This is a genomic window from Oxalobacter paeniformigenes, assembly GCF_027158465.1.
Classification (GTDB): domain Bacteria; phylum Pseudomonadota; class Gammaproteobacteria; order Burkholderiales; family Burkholderiaceae_D; genus Oxalobacter; species Oxalobacter paeniformigenes.
The window spans coordinates 150,748-170,235 of record NZ_JAMKYL010000002.1 but is presented as its reverse complement, the minus strand read 5'-3'; the positions used below and the strand labels follow the sequence as shown (position 1 = coordinate 170,235).

General features: G+C 52.8%; 16 protein-coding genes. 10 read left to right on the top strand and 6 right to left on the bottom strand.

Going from position 1 to position 19,488, the window contains the following annotated elements:
- Positions 1-476 precede the first annotated feature (476 nt).
- Positions 477-1,259, top strand: coding sequence for a lytic transglycosylase domain-containing protein (locus tag NAI64_RS04735; protein ID WP_331282609.1), 783 nt, complete (start codon positions 477-479; stop codon positions 1,257-1,259).
- A gap of 6 nt (positions 1,260-1,265) precedes the next feature.
- On the opposite strand, the gene NAI64_RS04730 is transcribed toward NAI64_RS04735, so the two are convergent.
- Both NAI64_RS04730 and NAI64_RS04725 read right to left on the bottom strand, forming a co-directional pair.
- Positions 1,266-3,296, bottom strand: a complete 2,031-nt coding sequence (locus tag NAI64_RS04730; RefSeq protein WP_269298296.1) for a primosomal protein N' — start codon at positions 3,294-3,296, stop codon at positions 1,266-1,268.
- A 308-nt stretch (positions 3,297-3,604) separates the two neighbouring features.
- A complete protein-coding gene (locus NAI64_RS04725; RefSeq protein WP_269298294.1) occupies positions 3,605-3,871 on the bottom strand; it encodes a DUF4404 family protein in 267 nt (88 codons plus the stop codon).
- Between the two features lie 148 nt (positions 3,872-4,019).
- Here NAI64_RS04725 and NAI64_RS04720 point away from each other — a divergent pair, with 148 nt between their 5' ends.
- Positions 4,020-4,457 (top strand): universal stress protein, encoded by a 438-nt coding sequence (locus NAI64_RS04720; protein ID WP_269298292.1) that lies wholly within the window; start codon positions 4,020-4,022, stop codon positions 4,455-4,457.
- A gap of 24 nt (positions 4,458-4,481) precedes the next feature.
- Here the strand turns inward: NAI64_RS04720 and mltA are convergent, their stop codons facing one another.
- The gene (gene mltA, locus NAI64_RS04715) at positions 4,482-5,645 is read right to left on the bottom strand and encodes a murein transglycosylase A (protein WP_269298291.1); all 1,164 of its coding nucleotides are present in this window, start codon (positions 5,643-5,645) and stop codon (positions 4,482-4,484) included.
- Positions 5,646-5,755: 110 nt separating this feature from the next.
- A complete protein-coding gene (gene apaG / locus NAI64_RS04710; protein ID WP_269298289.1) occupies positions 5,756-6,130 on the bottom strand; it encodes a Co2+/Mg2+ efflux protein ApaG in 375 nt (124 codons plus the stop codon).
- A gap of 133 nt (positions 6,131-6,263) precedes the next feature.
- Here apaG and rpe point away from each other — a divergent pair, with 133 nt between their 5' ends.
- From rpe to NAI64_RS04670, 8 genes are all read left to right on the top strand, one after another.
- Positions 6,264-6,947, top strand: a complete 684-nt coding sequence (gene rpe / locus NAI64_RS04705) for a ribulose-phosphate 3-epimerase (protein ID WP_269298287.1) — start codon at positions 6,264-6,266, stop codon at positions 6,945-6,947.
- Positions 6,944-7,645 (top strand): phosphoglycolate phosphatase, encoded by a 702-nt coding sequence (locus NAI64_RS04700; protein WP_331282608.1) that lies wholly within the window; start codon positions 6,944-6,946, stop codon positions 7,643-7,645. The genes rpe and NAI64_RS04700 overlap by 4 nt, the downstream gene beginning before the upstream one ends.
- A 176-nt stretch (positions 7,646-7,821) precedes the next feature.
- Positions 7,822-9,318, top strand: coding sequence for an anthranilate synthase component I (gene trpE, locus NAI64_RS04695; protein WP_269298285.1), 1,497 nt, complete (start codon positions 7,822-7,824; stop codon positions 9,316-9,318).
- A 29-nt stretch (positions 9,319-9,347) separates the two neighbouring features.
- Positions 9,348-10,688 (top strand): 16S rRNA (cytosine(967)-C(5))-methyltransferase RsmB, encoded by a 1,341-nt coding sequence (rsmB, locus tag NAI64_RS04690; RefSeq protein WP_269298283.1) that lies wholly within the window; start codon positions 9,348-9,350, stop codon positions 10,686-10,688.
- 28 nt (positions 10,689-10,716) lie between these two features.
- On the top strand, positions 10,717-11,283 hold the full coding sequence (locus NAI64_RS04685; protein WP_269298281.1) for a DUF4390 domain-containing protein: 567 nt from the start codon (positions 10,717-10,719) through the stop codon (positions 11,281-11,283).
- 12 nt (positions 11,284-11,295) lie between these two features.
- Positions 11,296-13,569 carry a sensor histidine kinase gene (locus tag NAI64_RS04680; protein WP_269298279.1) on the top strand — a complete coding sequence of 758 codons (2,274 nt, stop codon included), beginning with the start codon at positions 11,296-11,298 and terminating at the stop codon, positions 13,567-13,569.
- 44 nt (positions 13,570-13,613) lie between these two features.
- A complete protein-coding gene (locus NAI64_RS04675) occupies positions 13,614-14,318 on the top strand; it encodes a response regulator (RefSeq protein ID WP_269298277.1) in 705 nt (234 codons plus the stop codon).
- Positions 14,319-14,333: 15 nt separating this feature from the next.
- Positions 14,334-15,371 carry an aldo/keto reductase gene (locus NAI64_RS04670; protein WP_269298275.1) on the top strand — a complete coding sequence of 346 codons (1,038 nt, stop codon included), beginning with the start codon at positions 14,334-14,336 and terminating at the stop codon, positions 15,369-15,371.
- 72 nt (positions 15,372-15,443) lie between these two features.
- Here NAI64_RS04670 and NAI64_RS04665 read toward each other — a convergent pair whose 3' ends face one another.
- Complete coding sequence (locus NAI64_RS04665) at positions 15,444-18,056, bottom strand: DNA topoisomerase III (RefSeq protein ID WP_269298273.1); 2,613 nt, start codon at positions 18,054-18,056, stop codon at positions 15,444-15,446.
- Positions 18,057-18,279: 223 nt separating this feature from the next.
- A complete protein-coding gene (gene dprA, locus NAI64_RS04660; RefSeq protein WP_407946914.1) occupies positions 18,280-19,350 on the bottom strand; it encodes a DNA-processing protein DprA in 1,071 nt (356 codons plus the stop codon).
- Between the last annotated feature and the right edge of the window lie 138 nt (positions 19,351-19,488).

The window sequence follows — 19,488 nt, the reverse complement described above, 5'->3', positions numbered from 1 at the left end:
ACATTTTGTAATAAAAAATGACGTCTTTATAATTGACTTGATATAAAACCGCAAATACAATGCGCGCAGTTACATAAATAATTTTTTCAGAAACCAACTATATCATTCAACAAAACCGATGTTGTCGCATATCCGATCGGAATCATTCGATCGATGACACATCAGGAACTCTTGGACACACGTGTGACCTATTTGTAGTTTAACGGTTGCGAAGCTCAACCTTACAAGAAAACTGCAACTCAACAGAGTTCATCCGGTTTATGCCACAGGAGGCATCACCGGACTTTTTTCGGACAAACGAGACTCTTGTACGGAAAACATTTCGCTTTCTTGTGCAGGAAACCCGTTTCCGGGAGGTTTTCATGTTTCATTCTTTTTTTAAACAACTTGATTTGCATTATTTGAAAAACAGAATCCAGCATCCGTTTTCCGCAAAATCCGGAAAAACATCCCTCACATCCCACCCAGTATTCTGGATGTTCTTCATCAGCCTGTTTTTTGTCATTCTGACACTTTGCTGTATCCGTCCTGATCTGTTCAAAACGGTCGGCAATTCCCTGCCGATCCATGAAGCACATGCCGCAGAATCGCGCACGATATCTCCGGATACCGCAGGCCTGTTACCGGTCAATGCATTGGCCGAAAACGAACACCATTCCAAACTGGATGAACTCAAGCAAAAACAGCGCGTCGCCGCATGGATCGCAAAACGCTACCGCATTGCCGGTACAGCGTCGAACCTGTTTGTGAGCACAGCCTACAAAACCGCTTTCGATCTGGGGCTGGATCCTCACCTGATTCTGGCCGTCATGGCTATTGAATCGCGGTTCAATCCTTATGCAGAAAGCGCTGTCGGCGCACAAGGGCTCATGCAAGTCATGTCCAAAGTTCATGCCGACAAATTCGAGGATCACGGCGGTATCCAGAATGCGCTGGACCCTGTCGTCAACATCAAGGTCGGCGCGAGAATCCTTCGTGATTATGTCCGCCAGAAAGGTTCCGTCGAACTCGCGCTGAAAAGTTATGTCGGTGCAGCTGCCATGAGTCACGATGGCGGCTACGGTTCGCGGGTTCTTTCGGAATACAGAATGCTCAAGGCTGTTGCCAGCGGCAAGCGTGCACCATCGCTGATACAAGCGAAATCCCCTGCGAAACAGCGTGCCGCACGTCCAGGCAAAAATACCGGCGATACGGTATCTTCCCGGCAAAAAAACGGCGAAAGCAGCAGTCTGAACGGCAACACGGAAACCATGTTGTAACACGCATCAGATCGTCATTGGATCCACTTCGATCTGCCAGTGCACGGTGCTTTTTTTACCTCTCAGCACCGGCAACCATAATTTGAGCATACGCTGAAGGGCCTGACGCGACGCTGATTCTATCAGCAACTGGGCACGCTCCATATTGGCTACGCGCATCATGGCCATTGGAATCGGTTCGTTGATAATCACGCCATACCGCTCCGGTATGCTCTCTGCCGCTTCGGACAAAAACGCCAGCGCCTTGTCGATACTGCGCGCCTCAGCCGTCAGCAACGCCTGATAGCCAAAAGGTGGCAAGCCGGCATTTTTCCTTTCGGCAAGCAATTCGGACACATATTGCTCATAACGATGCGACAACGCCGCCTGATACAGAGGATGCGCCGGATAGCGTGTCTGTATCAATACTTCGCTGGCGTTGCCGCCCGGTTTGTGCATGGTACGCCCCGCACGGCCTGCGACTTGTATCAACAGCGAAAACAGCCGTTCACTGGCACGATAGTCCTGCGAAAACAACGAGGTATCCGGGTTGATGACTCCCACCAGCGTCAGATTCCTGAAATCATGTCCTTTGGCGATCATCTGGGTTCCGACAATAATATCCGCATCCCCACGATGAATGGTATCCAGCGCCAGTTGCAGGCTTCCCTTGCGGCTTGTCGAATCCGCATCGATCCTCAGAATCCGTGCATCCGGGAAACTGCCGGACAACGTTTCCTCGATACGTTGCGTACCATGTCCCAATGCCTGCAAATCGGCATTGCCGCAATCGGGACATACGCGAGGAAGTGTGCGCTCACAGCCACAATGATGGCAACGCAGCAAACGATGCGCCTTGTGATAAACCATATAGGCGGAGCATCTGTCACATGCGCTGATCCAGCCACACGCTTCACACATCATGACCGGTGCATACCCGCGCCGGTTCAGGAAAAGCAGCGACTGTTCACCTTTTTCCAGCCTCTGTCGCATGGCTTGCAACAGATCGTCCGACAAACCGCCATTGAGCTGCTGCCGCGATATATCGACCAGCCTGATAAGCGGCAAAACCGCATCCGCGACAGCGCGCTCTTTCAGCTCCAGCCGTGTATAGTGTCCCGTCAGCATATGCTGCCAACTTTCCAGCGAAGGCGTGGCCGATCCCAGAACAACCGGTATATCAAGCTGTCTTGCACGCCAGACCGCCAAATCCCTTGCAGAATAACGCAGGCCTTCCTGCTGCTTGTAGGAAGGATCGTGTTCTTCATCCACGACAATCAGGCACAACCGGGAAGCTGGTGCCAGCACGGCCATACGTGTTCCCAGAATGATACGCGCCCTGCCAGTCAGGATCGACAGCCAGTTCCGCAACCGTTCCGTTTCCGTCAAACGGCTGTGCAGTGTCACGATGCATTCCTGCGGGAAACGCTCCCTGACCGACTTTTCCAGCTGGGGCGTCAGGTTGATCTCGGGAACCATGACCAGTACCTGCGCATCTGTTTTTCGCCGCAAAAACGCCTCGATCGAATGCAAATAGATTTCCGTCTTGCCGCTGCCGGTCACGCCATAAAGGACATAAGGCGAAAACCCGTCGGAATGCACGATGGCGTCAACCGCCTGCTGCTGTGCCGGATGCAACTGCGGCCTGACCGGACTTTTCCCTGAAGCCGGCATATCCTGTTTTTCCAGCGCTTTCCATGCCCGTTCAAGCGCTTTTCCGCCATTCGTACGTATTTTTTTCGGAATGGACGGCAATGCCACTTCGCCCAGCGGACGCTGATAGTATCCCGCCGCGAAACGGCACAATGCCAACCATTCGGCATTCAGTGGCGGCATATCCGACAAAATCGTAATAACATCTTTGAGCTTGTCTTCTTCGACATCGGTGTCTTCTTTTACATTCACGATCAGTCCGACTTCTGTACGACGTCCGAACGGCACCACGACCAACTGCCCGATTTGCGGCGACTGAACGGAAGCGAGTTCGGCCGGATAACGGTAATCAAAACAAAAGTCAAGAGGTGTATCAAGAACGACCTGAACGAAAAGACACGACATCTACTTAATGTAAACCCTGTATATGAAAGCTAAACTTCGATTTTGTAACACCTTTTTCAACTATCCACAAAGTTTGTGGATAACTTTGTGGAAAACAGGCTATTGACAAGCGCGCACCCCAGTAAAGACGCGGTCTCCAATAAAATGCACATCCAGACAGCAAAAAAAATCCTGTTTAAAATCAATAAATTGGAAATGCACAAAAATACGGCAAAAAAAATATTTCAAAAATTTTTCCGTATCATTTTGTGCATAACTGTCCATTCACCCCAGATATGATGCAGCCACATCCGGCACATCCATCCAGACTACATACCCATCCCCTGCAAAAGCACCGACAAACGCTGGATCAGTGCTCCGATTTGCGGATGCTCCGTTTCAAAGCGTGCGGCCAGAAAGCGTGCCTGCCGGTCAAGAGACGCCAGTTCCGTCGCAGCATTATCGTTCTGCGCACGCTTCATCGCACGGATATTCTTGTCCAACTCCTGAAATGCCTGCCGGTATTGCGGATCGATCCGGTCCGCTTTCGCCATATGTTCATGAATCCTGTCCAGTACATTACCGATTTCATCCATTTTTATCTCCTTTTATACAATGGCCGATTGCCAGTCGTTTGCAAGAAATATTGAAAAGGCAATCCGGATATATCATCTTGACTCACGTCATGGACTGGCTCTGCCATTAGTGGCAACCTTCTCTTGCATCAACAGAAACGGAGGCAACATGTACAGAAAGATTCTCGTTCCCACTGACGGCAGCGTACTGTCTGAAAAAGCGATTTCGGCCGCCATTGAATTTGCAAAAAACCATCCTGGCTGTGAGATCATTGGTTTTTCTGTTGCCGAGCCTCTGTCATTCAACCAGATCGAATCCCTGACCAAATCCGGTGAATCTGATTATATGGCACGTGAACAGCTTTCCGCCAAATCCCGTGTCAACCGCATTGCCGAACTGGCCAAGGCCGCAGGCGTTCCATGCGAAACCGTCGTTGCACAATCCACAAAACCCCATGAAGAAATCGTCCGTGCCGCCAACCAGTACCAATGCGACTGCATTTTCATGGCATCCAACGGGCGCAAGGGGCTGAACAAGCTGTTTATCGGCAGCGAAACCCAGAAAGTTCTGACGACTTCCGACGTTCCGGTTCTGGTTTACCGCTAGGATTCGTACCCTGCCAGTTCTGGCTCAATATTCTGGCTGTTTCGGCAGAAGCAGCCAGAGTTTGAGTTTTTGTTTCATTTTTCCTGCCTGCTCGCCTGCCTGCGCGCCGAACCCCCAGAAATAGTCGATCCGTACCGGCCCCCTGATCGCACCGCCCGTATCCTGCGCGACCATCAGCTGCCGTATCGGTTCGGAACTGTATGGACGTGTAGTATCCACATAAACAGGCGCACCCAGCGGAATATGTTTGGGGTCGACTGCGACGGAACGTCCCGGTGTCAATGGAACACCCAGCGCCCCTTTCGGACCTTCCGAAGGATCCGCTATTTTTTCTTCCCGGAAAAAAACATAGCTCGGATTGGAATCCAGTACTTCCCTGAGCCGCTCCGGATGCTTGCGTATCCATTGCCGGATCTGCTGCGCTGACGCCTGTCCGGGTTTCAGTTCACCCTTGTCCAGCAAATAACGGCCGATGGAACGGTATGGCCGTCCGTTCTGGTTGGCGTATGCCAGGCGAATCGTTTCATCAGATTCAGGCAGATAGACCCTGCCAGACCCCTGGATTTCCAGGAAAAAAGCATCCATGACATCATCGACCCAGACGATCTCATTGCCTGCCAGTTTGCCTGAACGTTCGATTTCTTCACGTGTGTCATAAGGAACGACACGGTTTCCGTCCAGTTTTCCTCGCAATCTCATCCCCTTGAGCTTGGGATAGGCATCTGCCAAATCGATGACCAGCAAGTCTTTCGGCTGCCGGTACAACGCGGTTTTGAATTTGCCCTTGCGGTGACGACTGCCTGTCAAAAGCGGTTCATAGTACCCTGTCGCCATCCCCGTCTCTTCGCCGCTTTCCCCAACAATCCGGTAAGGAATGAAATTCGATTCAAAAAAAACGCGGATAGCGGCAGGATTTTCTCCGTCCACATAAACAGACTCGTTGCAGACATCACGCCATTCCGATTTTTTGCCCAGTACACGGCAGGAATTCTTGAAAGCCGGCCAGAGTGTCGTCATGTCGTCGTTTTCCCATCCCGGCAAGTCCGAAAACGAAACCGGTTGCCGTTCCTGAGTCAGTGCTCGCTCCGGCTCCTGTACCTCTTTCTCCGGCGTGGTTGTCGTACAGGCTGCGAGCCAGATCGTGAGACAAACAAGGGAAAAATAGGAAACAAAACGATTTCGAAACATGAGCTGCACCTGCATTGCTTGCCCTGAAAGGGGCATCTTTCCATCAAAGGTTTCATACTATCACAAGCCTTTTCCGGCAAACATCCCGCAACAGGGCGACATCCTGCCACCTAATGCAATGTTCTGGGCAACGACAATACGAATTCCGGAATTTTGACCTGAAACTGTTCTCCTCTTTCAGTCACACACAGAAATTCTCCCTGCATGGAACCCTGCGGTGTGGCAAGCGCAGTGCCGCTTGTATATTCGAATTCCTCACCGGGCTTGATCAACGGTTGTCTGCCAACGACGCCCAGCCCTCGTACTTCCTCGATATGATTGTTCGCGTCGGTAATGATCCAGTGCCGCGCGATCAACTGCGCACCGACCTGTCCTGTATTCCGGATCGTGACGGAATAGGTAAAGACGTAACTGCCCCGTTCAGGAGCGGATTGATCATCTATATATCGGGTCGTCACCGAGACATCCAGTATCCGTTCACTCATGGCCGCTCCCTTTGCTCTGCAAATAAAATCCATTATCCGATGTCACAAAATCACCGATTTGCGACGTGCCAAATTTCTTTTCGGATCAGCCGGTATAAAATAACGATTTACATTCATCTATCTGTTTTTTCTCATGACTACCTACCGTATCGCCCCCAGTATCCTCTCCGCCGATTTCGCGCAATTGGGTAACGAAGTTCGCCATGTCGTCGCGGCAGGCGCCGACATGATCCATTTCGATGTCATGGACAACCATTACGTTCCCAACCTGACGATCGGCCCCATGGTCTGTTCGGCGATCCGTCCGCTGGTTGACGTGCCGATCGACGTTCACCTGATGGTCAAACCGGTCGACCGCATCATTCCTGACTTCGCCAGGGCCGGTGCCAATATCATTTCGTTCCACCCGGAAGCATCGGAACATATCGACCGCACCCTGCAACTGATTCTCGACAATGGCTGCAAGGCGGGTCTGGTTCTCAATCCCGCCACACCGCTGGATTACCTGCAGCATGTCATGGACAAACTCGACCTGATTCTCATCATGTCCGTCAATCCGGGATTCGGCGGGCAATCTTTCATCCCGCACGCCCTGAAAAAAATCGAAGCTGCGCGCGCCATGATCGATGCCTCCGGCAAACCCATCATGCTGGAAGTCGATGGCGGCATCAAGGTCGACAATATCGCCGAAGTCGCACGTGCCGGTGCGGACACCTTCGTTTCGGGATCCGCCATTTTCAATGCACCGGACTACCATGCCGTCATCCGCCAGATGAGAGAGCGCCTGGATACCGTCACCCCCCAGAAAACCGAATGAACACTATGCAAAAACCGACTGAAAAATTTCCGTTACGCGATATCCGGCTCGTCATTCTCGACCTGGATGGCACGATGATCGATTCCGTTCCGGATCTGGATGTCGCATTGAACGGCATGCTCCGTGAGCTGAATCTTCCGCCGGTCGATGTCCCGTCCATCCGGATGTTCGTCGGCAAGGGCACCCAGAATCTCGTCCGCAGCACCCTGACCGTCCATCTCGACCCCATCGATGCCGAGAAAACCATGGACATCGCCATGACGCTGTTTTACAAATACTACCGTATCGTCAACGGCGAACACAGCACGGTTTTTCCGGGCGTTGTGGAAGGATTGCAACGCATGAAAGAAAAAAATCTTCATATCGCCTGCGTCACGAACAAGCCATCCATCTTCACCGAACCCCTGCTGGCAAAAAACGGCCTTTATCCCTATTTCCAGCTGATTTATTGTTCGGATACCTTTCTGGTCAAGAAACCATCGCCCTTTCCGATGCAGATGGCTTGCAAAAAGTTCGGTTGTCGTCCGGAACAGGCCGTCGCTATCGGTGACTCGGTCAACGATGCACAGGCGGCACGTGCGGCAGGCTGTTGCCTATTCATGGTGCCCTATGGTTATAATTACGGCAGGCCCGTGGAAGAGATGAACCCGGATGCTACGGTTTCCAGTCTGCTGGAAGCCGCCAATCTTGTTTCCTGAGATTTTTTACCGATCATGTTTCTCGTCAAAAAACCGGTTTATTCCCAATCCCGACTGATTTCCGGCGGATTGTGGCGACGCTGGCAAACGTTATCTGACTGAACCGTTTGCGGCCGTACCGCTGTATTGCGCGGCCTGTTTTTTGAACATTTCGCCTTTGCGAACCGGAGAAACACATGACTGAACTTGAATTCAAGGCCCTGGCAAACCAGGGTTACAACCGTATTCCGCTGATTGTCGAAGCCATTGCCGATCTGGATACGCCCCTGTCGCTTTATCTGAAACTCACCCGTCATAATCATGACGGCAAAAATTCGTTTCTGCTGGAATCCGTCGTCGGCGGCGAGCGTTTCGGACGTTATTCCTTTATCGGCCTGCCCGCATCGACCGTACTTCGTGTACATGGCATGAAAACCGAAATCGTACGCGACGGCCAAATTATCGAAACGGACAATGGCAACCCCCTCGATTTCATCGCATCGTATCTCGCCCGCTTCAAGGTCGCAGTCAGACCGGGAATGCCCCGTTTCTGTGGCGGACTGGCCGGCTATTTCGGCTACGACACAATCCGTTATATCGAGCCGAAACTGCGTGATTCGGCTCCTGCCGACGATCTGGGTTTCCCTGATATCCAGCTGATCCTGTCGGAAGAACTGGCCGTCATCGATAACCTGTCCGGCAAACTCTATCTTATCGTTTATGCCGATCCGACCCGTCCGGAAGCCTATTCGCAGGCAAGGCAGCGCTTGCGCGAACTGCGTGCCATGCTGGATGCGCCTGCCATTGCACCGGCCATGAACGGCAGTGCCAGAACCGATGTCATCCGTGATTTCAAAAAAGAAGATTTTCTTTCGGCTGTCCGCAAAACGAAAGCATATATCGCCAACGGCGATTGCATGCAGGTTGTCTTGAGCCAGCGCCTGAAAAAACCTTATACGGATTCGCCATTATCGCTTTACCGTTCCCTGCGTGCACTGAATCCATCGCCCTATCTTTATTATTATCATTTCGATGACTTGCACATCATCGGTTCGTCACCGGAAATTCTGGTCCGCCAGGAAAATACGCCAGAAGGACGCAAGGTTGTCGTACGTCCGCTGGCCGGAACTCGCCCTCGCGGCGCCACGCCTGAAAAAGACCGTCAACTGGCATCAGAACTGCTTGCCGATACCAAGGAAATCGCCGAACACGTCATGCTGATCGATCTGGCGCGCAACGATATCGGACGCATCGCACAAATCGGCAGTGTCCATGTCACGGAAAAAATGGCGATCGAAAAATATTCACATGTCCAGCATATCGTCTCCAACGTCGAAGGATTGCTCAAACCCGGATTGTCAAACCTCGATGTTCTGAAAGCCACTTTCCCTGCCGGTACCCTCTCGGGTGCGCCGAAAGTCCGCGCCATGGAAATCATCGACGAAATGGAACCGGTAAAACGCGGTATTTACGGGGGAGCCTGCGGGTATCTGTCTTTCGGCGGCGAAATGGATCTGGCCATTGCGATCAGAACCGGTGTCATTTACAAAGGCATGCTGTATGTAGGAGCAGGCGCCGGTATCGTGGCAGACTCATCGCCTGAGTCCGAATTGCAGGAAACGGAAAACAAGGCGCGTGCCGTCATTCGTGCAGCCGAACAGGTTCAGGACGGCCAGGACTACACATTGCAATAACTTCGAATCCAGCGGCGGCAGGAGCCAGCGTGACCGATCAGAAACACTTCCGTACCCAAAACGCAACACTGAGGCCCGATTCACTGGCGTTTCGCCTGCTGGTCGCCGCCGATGTTTTTTGCCGTGTCGCTCGCGGACAGTCATTACCAAATGCACTTTCCCAGTCACTGGATGCGATTGCTGCCGACACGACAATCCGCGGCGCGGTTCAGGACATTTCCTATCATGTCATGCGCAAGCGTGGCATGACTGCATTCCTTTGCGCAGAGCTGACCGACAAACCACCGAAACCGCCGCTACTTCAAGGCTTGTTGCATTGTGCGCTTTCCCTGCTGTTGCACGGAAATGATGCCGCACGTTACGAATCCTATACGATTGTCGATCAGGCCGTTCGTGCCGCCGGATCACACCCCTCCTTGTCACGTGCCAAAGGACTGGTCAATGCCGTTCTCAGGCGCTTCCTGCGCGAAAAGAATTCCCTGCTCGAAAAAGCCGCGCAAAACCGGAGTGCTCACTGGAATTATCCCGACTGGTGGATCGACAGGACAGAAAAAATATACCCGGATCAATGGATGTCCATTCTTGCCGTCGGCAATATGCCGCCGCCCTTGACTCTTCGCGTCAACATACGCAAGACGACAGTCGCCGCTTATTGCCGGCTTGCTGAAGCGGCCGGTTTCAGAACTGCTGCCATCGGCCCCTTTGCCATCAAACTGCTCGATCCGGTACCTGTACAGGAAATACCCGGCTTCATGGACGGGCTGGTTTCGGTACAGGATGCCGCCGCCCAATTGGCCGCCCCTCTGCTGGCACTGAAAGACGGCATGAAAGTGCTGGACGCCTGTGCCGCTCCCGGGGGAAAGTCAGGACATATGCTGGAACTGGCCGATATTGATCTGCTGGCGCTCGACCGTGACAGGCACCGCTTGCGCATGATCGACGAAAATCTGGCGCGTCTTGGTCTGAAAGCGAAAACCCGTCAGGGAGACGCCACCCGCTCCGACTGGTGGGACAAAACCCCCTTCGACTGCATTCTGGCCGATGTTCCCTGCACTGCATCCGGCATCATCCGGCGACATCCCGATATTCGCTGGTTGAGAAGACCATATGATGCACGTGAACTGGCAATGCTTTCCCGAAAAATCCTGGAAAACCTCTGGACCATGCTGAAACCGGGCGGGAAACTGCTACTGGCCACCTGTTCCATCTGGCCTGAAGAATCCGAACGACAGGCTGCCTCACTGGCTTCCCTGCCGGGAGCCGTCAGGCTGCCTGCTCCCGGCCAGCTCCTGCCGATTTCCGGAGAGCGGGAAGACCACGACGGTCTTTTTTATGCTTTGTTCAGCAAACATAACGGGTTATCATATTGAAAGCACATTTTATTATCCATTTCTACCCGTGATCCGCCGACTGTCAAAATTCCTGTTTTTCATCGCTTTCATCGTCATGACGGCAGGATCGTCTGTTGCCCTCGCCTCGGATGATATCCAGATCAAAACGGCACGAATCGAATACACCGACAATACCTACCGTCTGCTGACCAGCTATTCACTCGACTTCAATCACAGTCTGGAAGAAATGCTTTCGCATGGTATCCCGTTATATTTCAAAACGGAAATCGAAGTCGTCCGGCCACGCGCCTTCTGGTTCAACGAGATTCCGGTCTCCAAATCCAGAACGACACGTATCTCCTACAATGTATTGACACGCCAGTACAGCATTTCCATTCCAGGAACCATCCAGCGCAATTACAGTACGCTGGAAGAAGCGCTTTCCGCCATCCGTTATCCGCCCGGCTGGTCCATCGCGGATCAGTCAGATCTCTCTCCAGGCGAAGAATATCAGGTTGCGGTCCGCATCATGCTGGACATTTCACAACTGCCCAAACCATTCCAGATAAACGCCCTGAACAATCATGACTGGCGTCTTGTTTCCGACTGGAAGCGGTTTTCTTATGTTCCATAACCGAAAACAAAAGTGAACCGCGTTTTACGTTATCTGTGGATCGTCGGCGGCGCCGTGATGAGCATTCTGCTTTTCCTGCTCGCGTCCGCTTCTGAAAACTCCGAATTTTTCGATCGGAACTATTCCTGGCTGGTCGGCGTGAACATTCTGGTCGCAGCCGCCCTGCTGGTACTGGTCGTATGGATGCTGATCCGGCTGTACAACCGGTACCGGCGGGGCAAGTTCGGCTCGAAACTGATGACCCGTCTGGTGCTGCTTTTCGCATTGATGGGTATATTGCCGGGCGCCATCATCTACGTCGTCTCCGTCCAGTTCGTATCACGATCTATCGAATCCTGGTTCGATGTCCGCGTCGAATCCGCACTGGATTCCGGTGTCAAACTGGCGCAATCCATTCTCGATACCTCACGCGAAAACCTGACCATTCAGGCAAACCGTCTTGCCAATGAACTCGCGGGACAGCCTCTGTCGGAACAAACGCTCATGCTGACCCGCTTCAGAAACGACAAGGACGGCATCGAAGCGGCCATTATCAACGGCCGTGGTCACCTGATCGCCACCTCCGGTTCCGTCAATACCGCACTGGTCCCCGATCTTCCTTCACCGTCGATACTGCGCCAGCTGCGCACGACTGCGCATTATTCAGCCATCGAAGGGGAAATCGACGATCCGTCCACAGCAGACCAGCAGGAAGCCGATCTGATGATCCGCGTCATCGTTCCCATACCGGTGCACAGTCTGTCGATCTCGCTGCAAAACGATCCTTATTACCTCCAGCTGCTGCAAAAAATGCCAGCCAATCTGGCCAACAACGCCGAGGCACTGCGCGCGGCATACAGCGAATACCAGATCCGTTCCCTGTCACGCTCCGGATTGCGGAAAATTTATATCGTCACACTGTCGCTGACACTGTTGCTGGCCATTTTCGGCGCGATCGCCAGCGCCTTCCAGATCGCCTCCAATCTGGCACGCCCCCTGTTGCTGCTGGCACAAGGAACGAAAGCGGTTTCGGAAGGCAATCTTTCGCCACGCCCCATCGTCTCCAGCAACGATGAACTGGGAACACTGACCCAATCCTTCAATGCCATGACCCACCAGCTTGCCGAAGCACGCGCTCAGGCTGAAAAAAGCCGTGCCGATCTGGAAGCTGCGAAGGTTTATCTTGAATCGGTACTGGCCAACATGTCTGCGGGCGTGATTGTTCTCGACCACGAATTCAGGCTCGTCGGATGCAATGCACCGGTCGCACGGATTCTGCGGCACGATCTGACACCGCTGGTCGGCAGAAAGTTGTCCGAAATCAGCGGACTGGCCGACTTTTCGGGCACCATCACAAAAGCTTTCTCCGAATTTTCCGCACAGGCTGCCGCCAACGATCACTCCACGGATTTCCACTGGCAACAGCAAATCGAAATCGCGCATGATCCTGACAAACCGAACGAATCGGACATCACCTTGCTGGCACGTGGCTCGTCCCATCTGGTCAACCATGAAAACCGCTACATCGTCGTTTTCGATGACATTACGGAAGTCATTTCCGCACAACGATCCATCGCGTGGGGCGAAGTGGCACGCAGACTGGCGCATGAAATCAAGAATCCGCTGACGCCGATCCAGCTTTCGGCAGAACGCTTGCAAATGAAACTGCACGACAGACTGTCCGAGCAGGATGCCGCCATTCTGAAAAAGAGCACCGACACGATCGTCAACCAGGTCACTTCCATGAAACAGATGGTCAACGATTTCCGGAATTTCGCCAGAACACCACCTGCTTTCCTCAAACCACTGAATTTGAATGCACTAGCCGAAGATATCGTCCATCTTTATGCTGGAGATGATTCCCATGAAATCGTCCATACGCGCCTGGATGCACAACTGCCCGATATCATGGGCGATGAAACCCAGTTACGTCAGGTCATCCACAACTTGCTCCAGAATGCGCAGGATGCGATCAGTGAAGTGCAAAATCGTGAACACTATACGCCTAGCATCGAATTAATCACCGAAAAAGTCCACTACCAGAATGCTTCGGGCAAAATCTGCATTGCAGTCCGACTTTCTGTCATGGATAATGGACCCGGGTTCTCACAAAAAATACTGGCACGCATCTTCGAACCTTACATCACGACAAAAGAACGCGGCACAGGCCTTGGCATGGCTGTGGTCAAAAAAATTGTTGAGGAACACGGTGGTCGTATTGACGTGCAAAATCGAACCGATACAAATGGAGCAAAAGTTTCGATTCTGTTCCTGCAACTGGCTTCCCCGGAAAACCGGCAAGCCTAGCCCCCCGGAGCGGAAACGGAACAACAATATTCAAGATTTAAAATATGGCAAATATTCTGGTCGTCGACGATGAAATGGGAATACGTGAACTGTTGTCGGAAATTCTTTCCGATGAAGGGCACGTCGTACAAACCGCTGAAAACGCACAACAGGCACGTGAGGCACGTGCCGCAGAAACACCCGATCTGGTTCTGCTGGACATCTGGATGCCCGATACCGATGGCGTTACCCTGCTCAAGGAATGGCAACGTGACGGTTATCTGACCATGCCGGTCATCATGATGTCCGGTCACGCCACCATCGATACCGCTGTCGAGGCCACACGCATCGGCGCCATGAATTTTCTCGAAAAGCCGATCGCGCTCCAGAAACTGCTTCAGGCTGTCCAGCAGGGTCTGGCACGCAATCAGGAAAAAAACAGGCCGACTCCCGTCACGATGGCACAGCACAATACGGTGATGGGGGATACACGTACGGTCGCGCCCGTCACCGGTACCATGCCGATACCAGCGCAAGTCAATGTCGCTGCGCCGTCCAATACCATCGATGCCTCCATGCTTTCATTCGACCTGCCATTGCGCGAGGCACGTGACATGTTCGAACGCCTCTACTTCGAACATCATCTGGCACAGGAAGGCGGCAGCATGACCCGCGTCGCCGAAAAAACAGGACTGGAACGAACCCATCTCTACCGAAAGCTCAAGCAGCTGGGTGTCGAGCCGGTCAAGACATCAAAAAAACACCATTAACGAAAGGATCTACTGATGGAGTACGTCAATCTTGGATCAAGTGGATTGAAAGTATCCCGGATCTGTCTGGGGATGATGACTTACGGCTCACCCAAATGGCGGCCATGGGTTCTGGATCGCGCGGCTTCGCGTCCGTTCATCAAGCGCGCCATTGAAGCGGGCATCAATTTTTTCGATACGGCCAATCTGTATTCCAACGGTCTGTCCGAAGTCCTGACCGGCAAACTGCTGAAAGAATACGCCAAACGTGATGAAATCATCATCGCCACGAAAGTTTATTTCCATGTTTCTGACGATATTACGGCAGATGCGGCTTCCGCCAATGCATCGGCCATTCCGCCGAACACCAGCGGTTTGTCCAGAAAACATATCTTCGCCGCTGTGGATGCATCGCTGAAACGGCTGGGAACCGACTATATCGATCTCTACCAGATACACCGCTGGGATCCATCGACTCCGATCGAGGAAACGATGGAGGCCTTGAACGATCTCGTCCGTTCCGGCAAAGTACGCTATATCGGCGCATCCAGCATGTGGGCCTGGCAATTTGCCAAGGCACAACAGATCGCCCGCGAGCATAACTGGTCTCGCTTCATCTCCATGCAAAATCATTACAATCTGGCCTACCGCGAAGAGGAACGCGAAATGATTCCGCTCTGCAAGGATCAGGGCGTTGGCCTGATTCCATGGAGTCCGCTGGCTCGCGGTTTTCTGGCAGGCAACCGCAAACCGGACGATCGCGACACCTCGAAAAACAATTCCGCCACGTCACGTGCCAAAACGGACGAAATGGCATTGCGCGTCTTCTACTCCGACGCGGACTTCGATGTCGTCAATGCGCTCTCGCGTGTCGCCAAACGACTCGGTCTTTCCAATGCGCAAGTGGCCTATTCATGGTTACTGCACAAAGGCGTAACCGCCCCGATTATCGGCGCATCCAAGCTGTACCAGCTCGACGAGGCACTCTCAGCCGTCTCCGTCAAGCTTTCCGACGAAGATATCGCCGAACTGGAAAAACCGTATCAGCCGCATCCTGTACTGGGACACCGTTGATCAGGCAGCACAACCTCGTACAAAAAAGGAGGCTTTCGCCTCCTTTTTTGTTGTCTGCCGATACAGCATCCGTCATACCTGGCCATCTGTCGTTTCTTTTTTGACGGTTCTTTTCCTGCCAGCTGTTTTGCGTGCCGAAGTCGTCTTTGCGGTTTCCGTTTTTTTCGCAGTAACAGAAGATGCCGCTTTTTTCCGTGCAGATGCCGCCTTGCCTGCCGTTTCGTCGAACTTGAAACTGACCTTGCCATCTTTATCCAATGCAAGATATGCCTTGAAAGGCCTGTGAGTCCGCTGTGAAACGAAACCTGCCAGCAAATCGGTCTGTCCTTTTTCCAGTAATTTCGTCATCTGTTCAGGCAGGATTTCCTGCTGGAGAATAATGCGCCCACTTCTGAAATCGCAGGTTTTCGGTTTCGCGACAGCATTTTCACATACATACGACAAACCGGATTCATAAACCTTGCCATGACATTTCGGGCACTGGCCAAGCGGTGTCTTTCCGGAAAAATCCGGAACTTCCGCATTTTCCTCCTCTTTGGGTTGCCCGAAATCGAATTCCAGTTTGAAATTGTCTTTTTCAGTATCCGGAACGATCTTCAGGATAGCGGCGAACGGACGCCCCATTTTCGAACGGAATCCTTGCAGGGGACCGATCTGTCCGTTCCTGATCAGTTCTTCGACTTCCGGTATGGAAAACTGTCGGCTTCCCGGTGTCTTGCTGATGGAGAAATCGCACTGCGTACAAGCAAACCGGCGATAATTTTCACGGATTTCGCCACCACATTTCGGACAAGGTGTTTGCAAGGTCGCATAATCGCCCGGAATCGTGTCCTCATCATATTCCTTGGCACGTTTGACGATCACCTGCGCCATTTGGGCGATCTGCTCCATGAATTCTTCGCGACTGATCTGTCCCTGTTCCATCTGCGCGAGCTTGAACTCCCATTCGCCCGTCAATTCCGGCAACGTCAGCTCCTTGACGCCCAGCCCCTTGAGCAGAGTCATCAACTGGAACGCCTTGGGTGTCGGAATCAGTTCCCTGCCTTCACGCAAAAGATATTTTTCTCCCAGCAACCCTTCGATAATGGCGGCGCGGGTAGCAGGTGTTCCCAGCCCCTTGCCTTTCATGGCTTCACGCAATTCATCATCCACCAGTTTCCCTGCCCCTTCCATGGCGGAAAGCAACGTCGCTTCGGTATAGCGTGCCGGTGGTTTCGTGGCCAATGCATCGACAGTGACCTTGTCGGTCATCACGGTTTCTCCAGGAGAGACCGGAACCAGCAGACGATCGTTCTCACCCTGTCGTCCCGATACCGGAACTTCCTTGCCGTAAACGGCGAGCCAGCCCGGTCGGGTCATGATACGTCCCTCGCTCCTGAAACAATGTCCGGCTACTTCGGTAAACCGTGTCGTGACCAGAAATTCGGCTGCCGGGAAAAACACGGCCATGAACCGGCGCGCGACCAGATCGTACAATTTCTGTTCAGGCTCCGACAGGTTTCTTGGCAACTGCGTCGTCGGAATAATGGCGAAGTGGTCGGATATCTTCGTGTTGTCGAAAATCCGCTTGTTCGGTTTGACCCAATGTTTTTCCAGAATCTGCGACGCATAAGGCTGATAGTCGGCACGCCCGGCCAGACTTTCCAGCGTCTGCATGCTCGTTTGCAGATAATCTTCAGGCAAATGACGTGAATCCGTTCGCGGATATGTCAGCACCTTGTGTCTTTCGTACAATGCCTGTGCCAGCGCCAGCGTATTCTTGGCAGAAAATCCGAAACGTGCATTGGCTTCACGTTGCAGACTGGTCAGATCGAACAATGCCGGCGACATGGACGTCGTCGGTTTCGATTCCTCTGTCACCGTTCCGTTTTGTCCTGCACACGCCGAAACAATGGCATCGGCATCGGCACGGCTCCACAAACGTTCCGCTCTCTTTTCGGGATCGTTTTCGTCCTTCCTGAAATGCCTGTCGGTCCACCGTCCTTCATAGACCCCTTGCGCGCAGGAAAATTCCGCACGAACTTCCCAATAGTCCCGCGCAACGAAATTCTTGATTTTTTCTTCGCGCTGCACCACGATCGACAGGGTCGGTGTCTGGACACGTCCCACCGTCGTCAGAAAAAAACCGCCCTCTTTTGAATTGAAAGCCGTCATGGCTCTCGTGCCGTTGATTCCGATCAGCCAGTCCGCTTCGGAACGGCTTCTGGCCGCTCTGGCCAAAGGCAGCATTTCCTCGTCATCGCGCAAATGCATGAAGCCATCACGTATCGCCGACGGCGTCATGGATTGCAACCACAGCCGTTTGATCGGCTGTTTCGCCTTGGTATATTGCGCGATCAACCTGAAAATCAGTTCGCCTTCACGTCCCGCATCACATGCATTGACGATTGTCGAAACATCCTTGCGCCGGATCAGTTTACCCAGCAATTTGAGCCGCGACTCGGTTTTCGCAATCGGTTCGAGTGCAAAATGCGGCGGAATGACGGGCAAATTGGCGAAACTCCACTTTCCGCGCTTGACCTCATACTCTTCAGGCGCCTTGATCTCCAGAAGGTGCCCGACTGCCGAAGTCAGGACATACTGATCCGACTCGAAATAGTCACCCTCTTTGGTAAATCCGCCGAGGCTTTTCGCAATGTCATTCGCGACAGACGGTTTTTCGGCGATGATGAGTGTTTTGGTCATACAAACGAAACGCGTAAATGGATAATGAAATTCAGCCGGATTCCCGGATCATGCACAGGAACATCCGCAAACAGAGCGGAAAATGATAATGTGAGAAGGGTGCACACTGCAAGCGGGCGATTCAATGCCAGGAAAGAAAAATGGCAAATTTCATTTTTTCTCCAACAGCGTGCCCGATAAACGCGCATCTTTCCGCACCGTGTACAATTTCGCGGCGTAACCGTCACGTATCGGGCTTGGACAATCGACGGTAAAAGCCGCCCGGAAGACACTCAATATTTCCTGCCATTTCCAGATCGAACAGCGCGACATTCAATGTCGCCGCATCCAGCTGGCAACGCTCGCACAGGGTATCGGCATCGACAGGATCGAATCCCATCTCGGCAAGAATATCTTCCTGCAGTGAAGACCCTCCGGATGCCTGAATACAGGTATCCTTCCGATTCGCGCCATCGTAATACTTCAGTTCTTCCAGAATATCGCGTGATGTCTCGACCAGTTTCGCACCCTGTCGTATCAGTTCGTGGCAACCACGCGATAGCGGCGAATGAATGGAACCCGGGACGGCAAATACCTCGCGTCCCTGTTCGAGTGCCATTTGTGCTGTAATCAGCGATCCTGATCTGGCGGCCGCCTCGACCACGACAATACCGGCCGACAAGCCACTGATGACGCGATTACGTCTGGGAAAATTGGAAGCCAGCGGTTTTGTACCGAGCGGAAATTCGCTGACGATACAGCCTTCCCGCGCGATCTCGTGAGCCAGTTCCCTGTTTCTGGCGGGATAAACCATATCGGCGCCCGTACCAATAACCGCGACGGTGGATCCCTTTCCTTTCAGGCCACCGCGATGCGCTGCAGCATCGATACCCAACGCCAGACCTGACACGATGGTCAGTCCTGCGTCACTGAGCGACGCGGCGAACTCGCCTGCATCAATGCGCCCCTGTGTCGTGGCATTGCGACTGCCGACGATAGCCACCGATGGCGCGGAAAGCAATTCGCTTTTTCCCTTGACATAGAGCATCAGCGGCGGATCGGGTATTTCCAGAAGCGTCCCCGGATAAGCGCTGTCTGACAAGGTCAAAATCGTATTGCCTGGTTCTTCCAGCCATTTTTCAGTCAGTTCGATCTGGCGAGAGATCGCCGGCGAAACCGGCGCATATACGGCATCCGCTATCTGTGGAGAGACGATACGCTGCAATTCACGGTACGATGTCCCGAAAACATGTTGCGGCAAACCATAAGCGCTCAACAACTTGTGCGCAGTCCGTATGCCGATTCCCGGCGTCATGACAAGGCGTATCCATGCCGCCAGTTCTTCTTTATCGTAGATTGACTGTTTATTCACGCTTGCTTTTCCATTCCGGGAAACAGACCTCCCCGGACAAAACGGCGTCATGTAAAGCACAGACAAAACGGCTATGCTAAA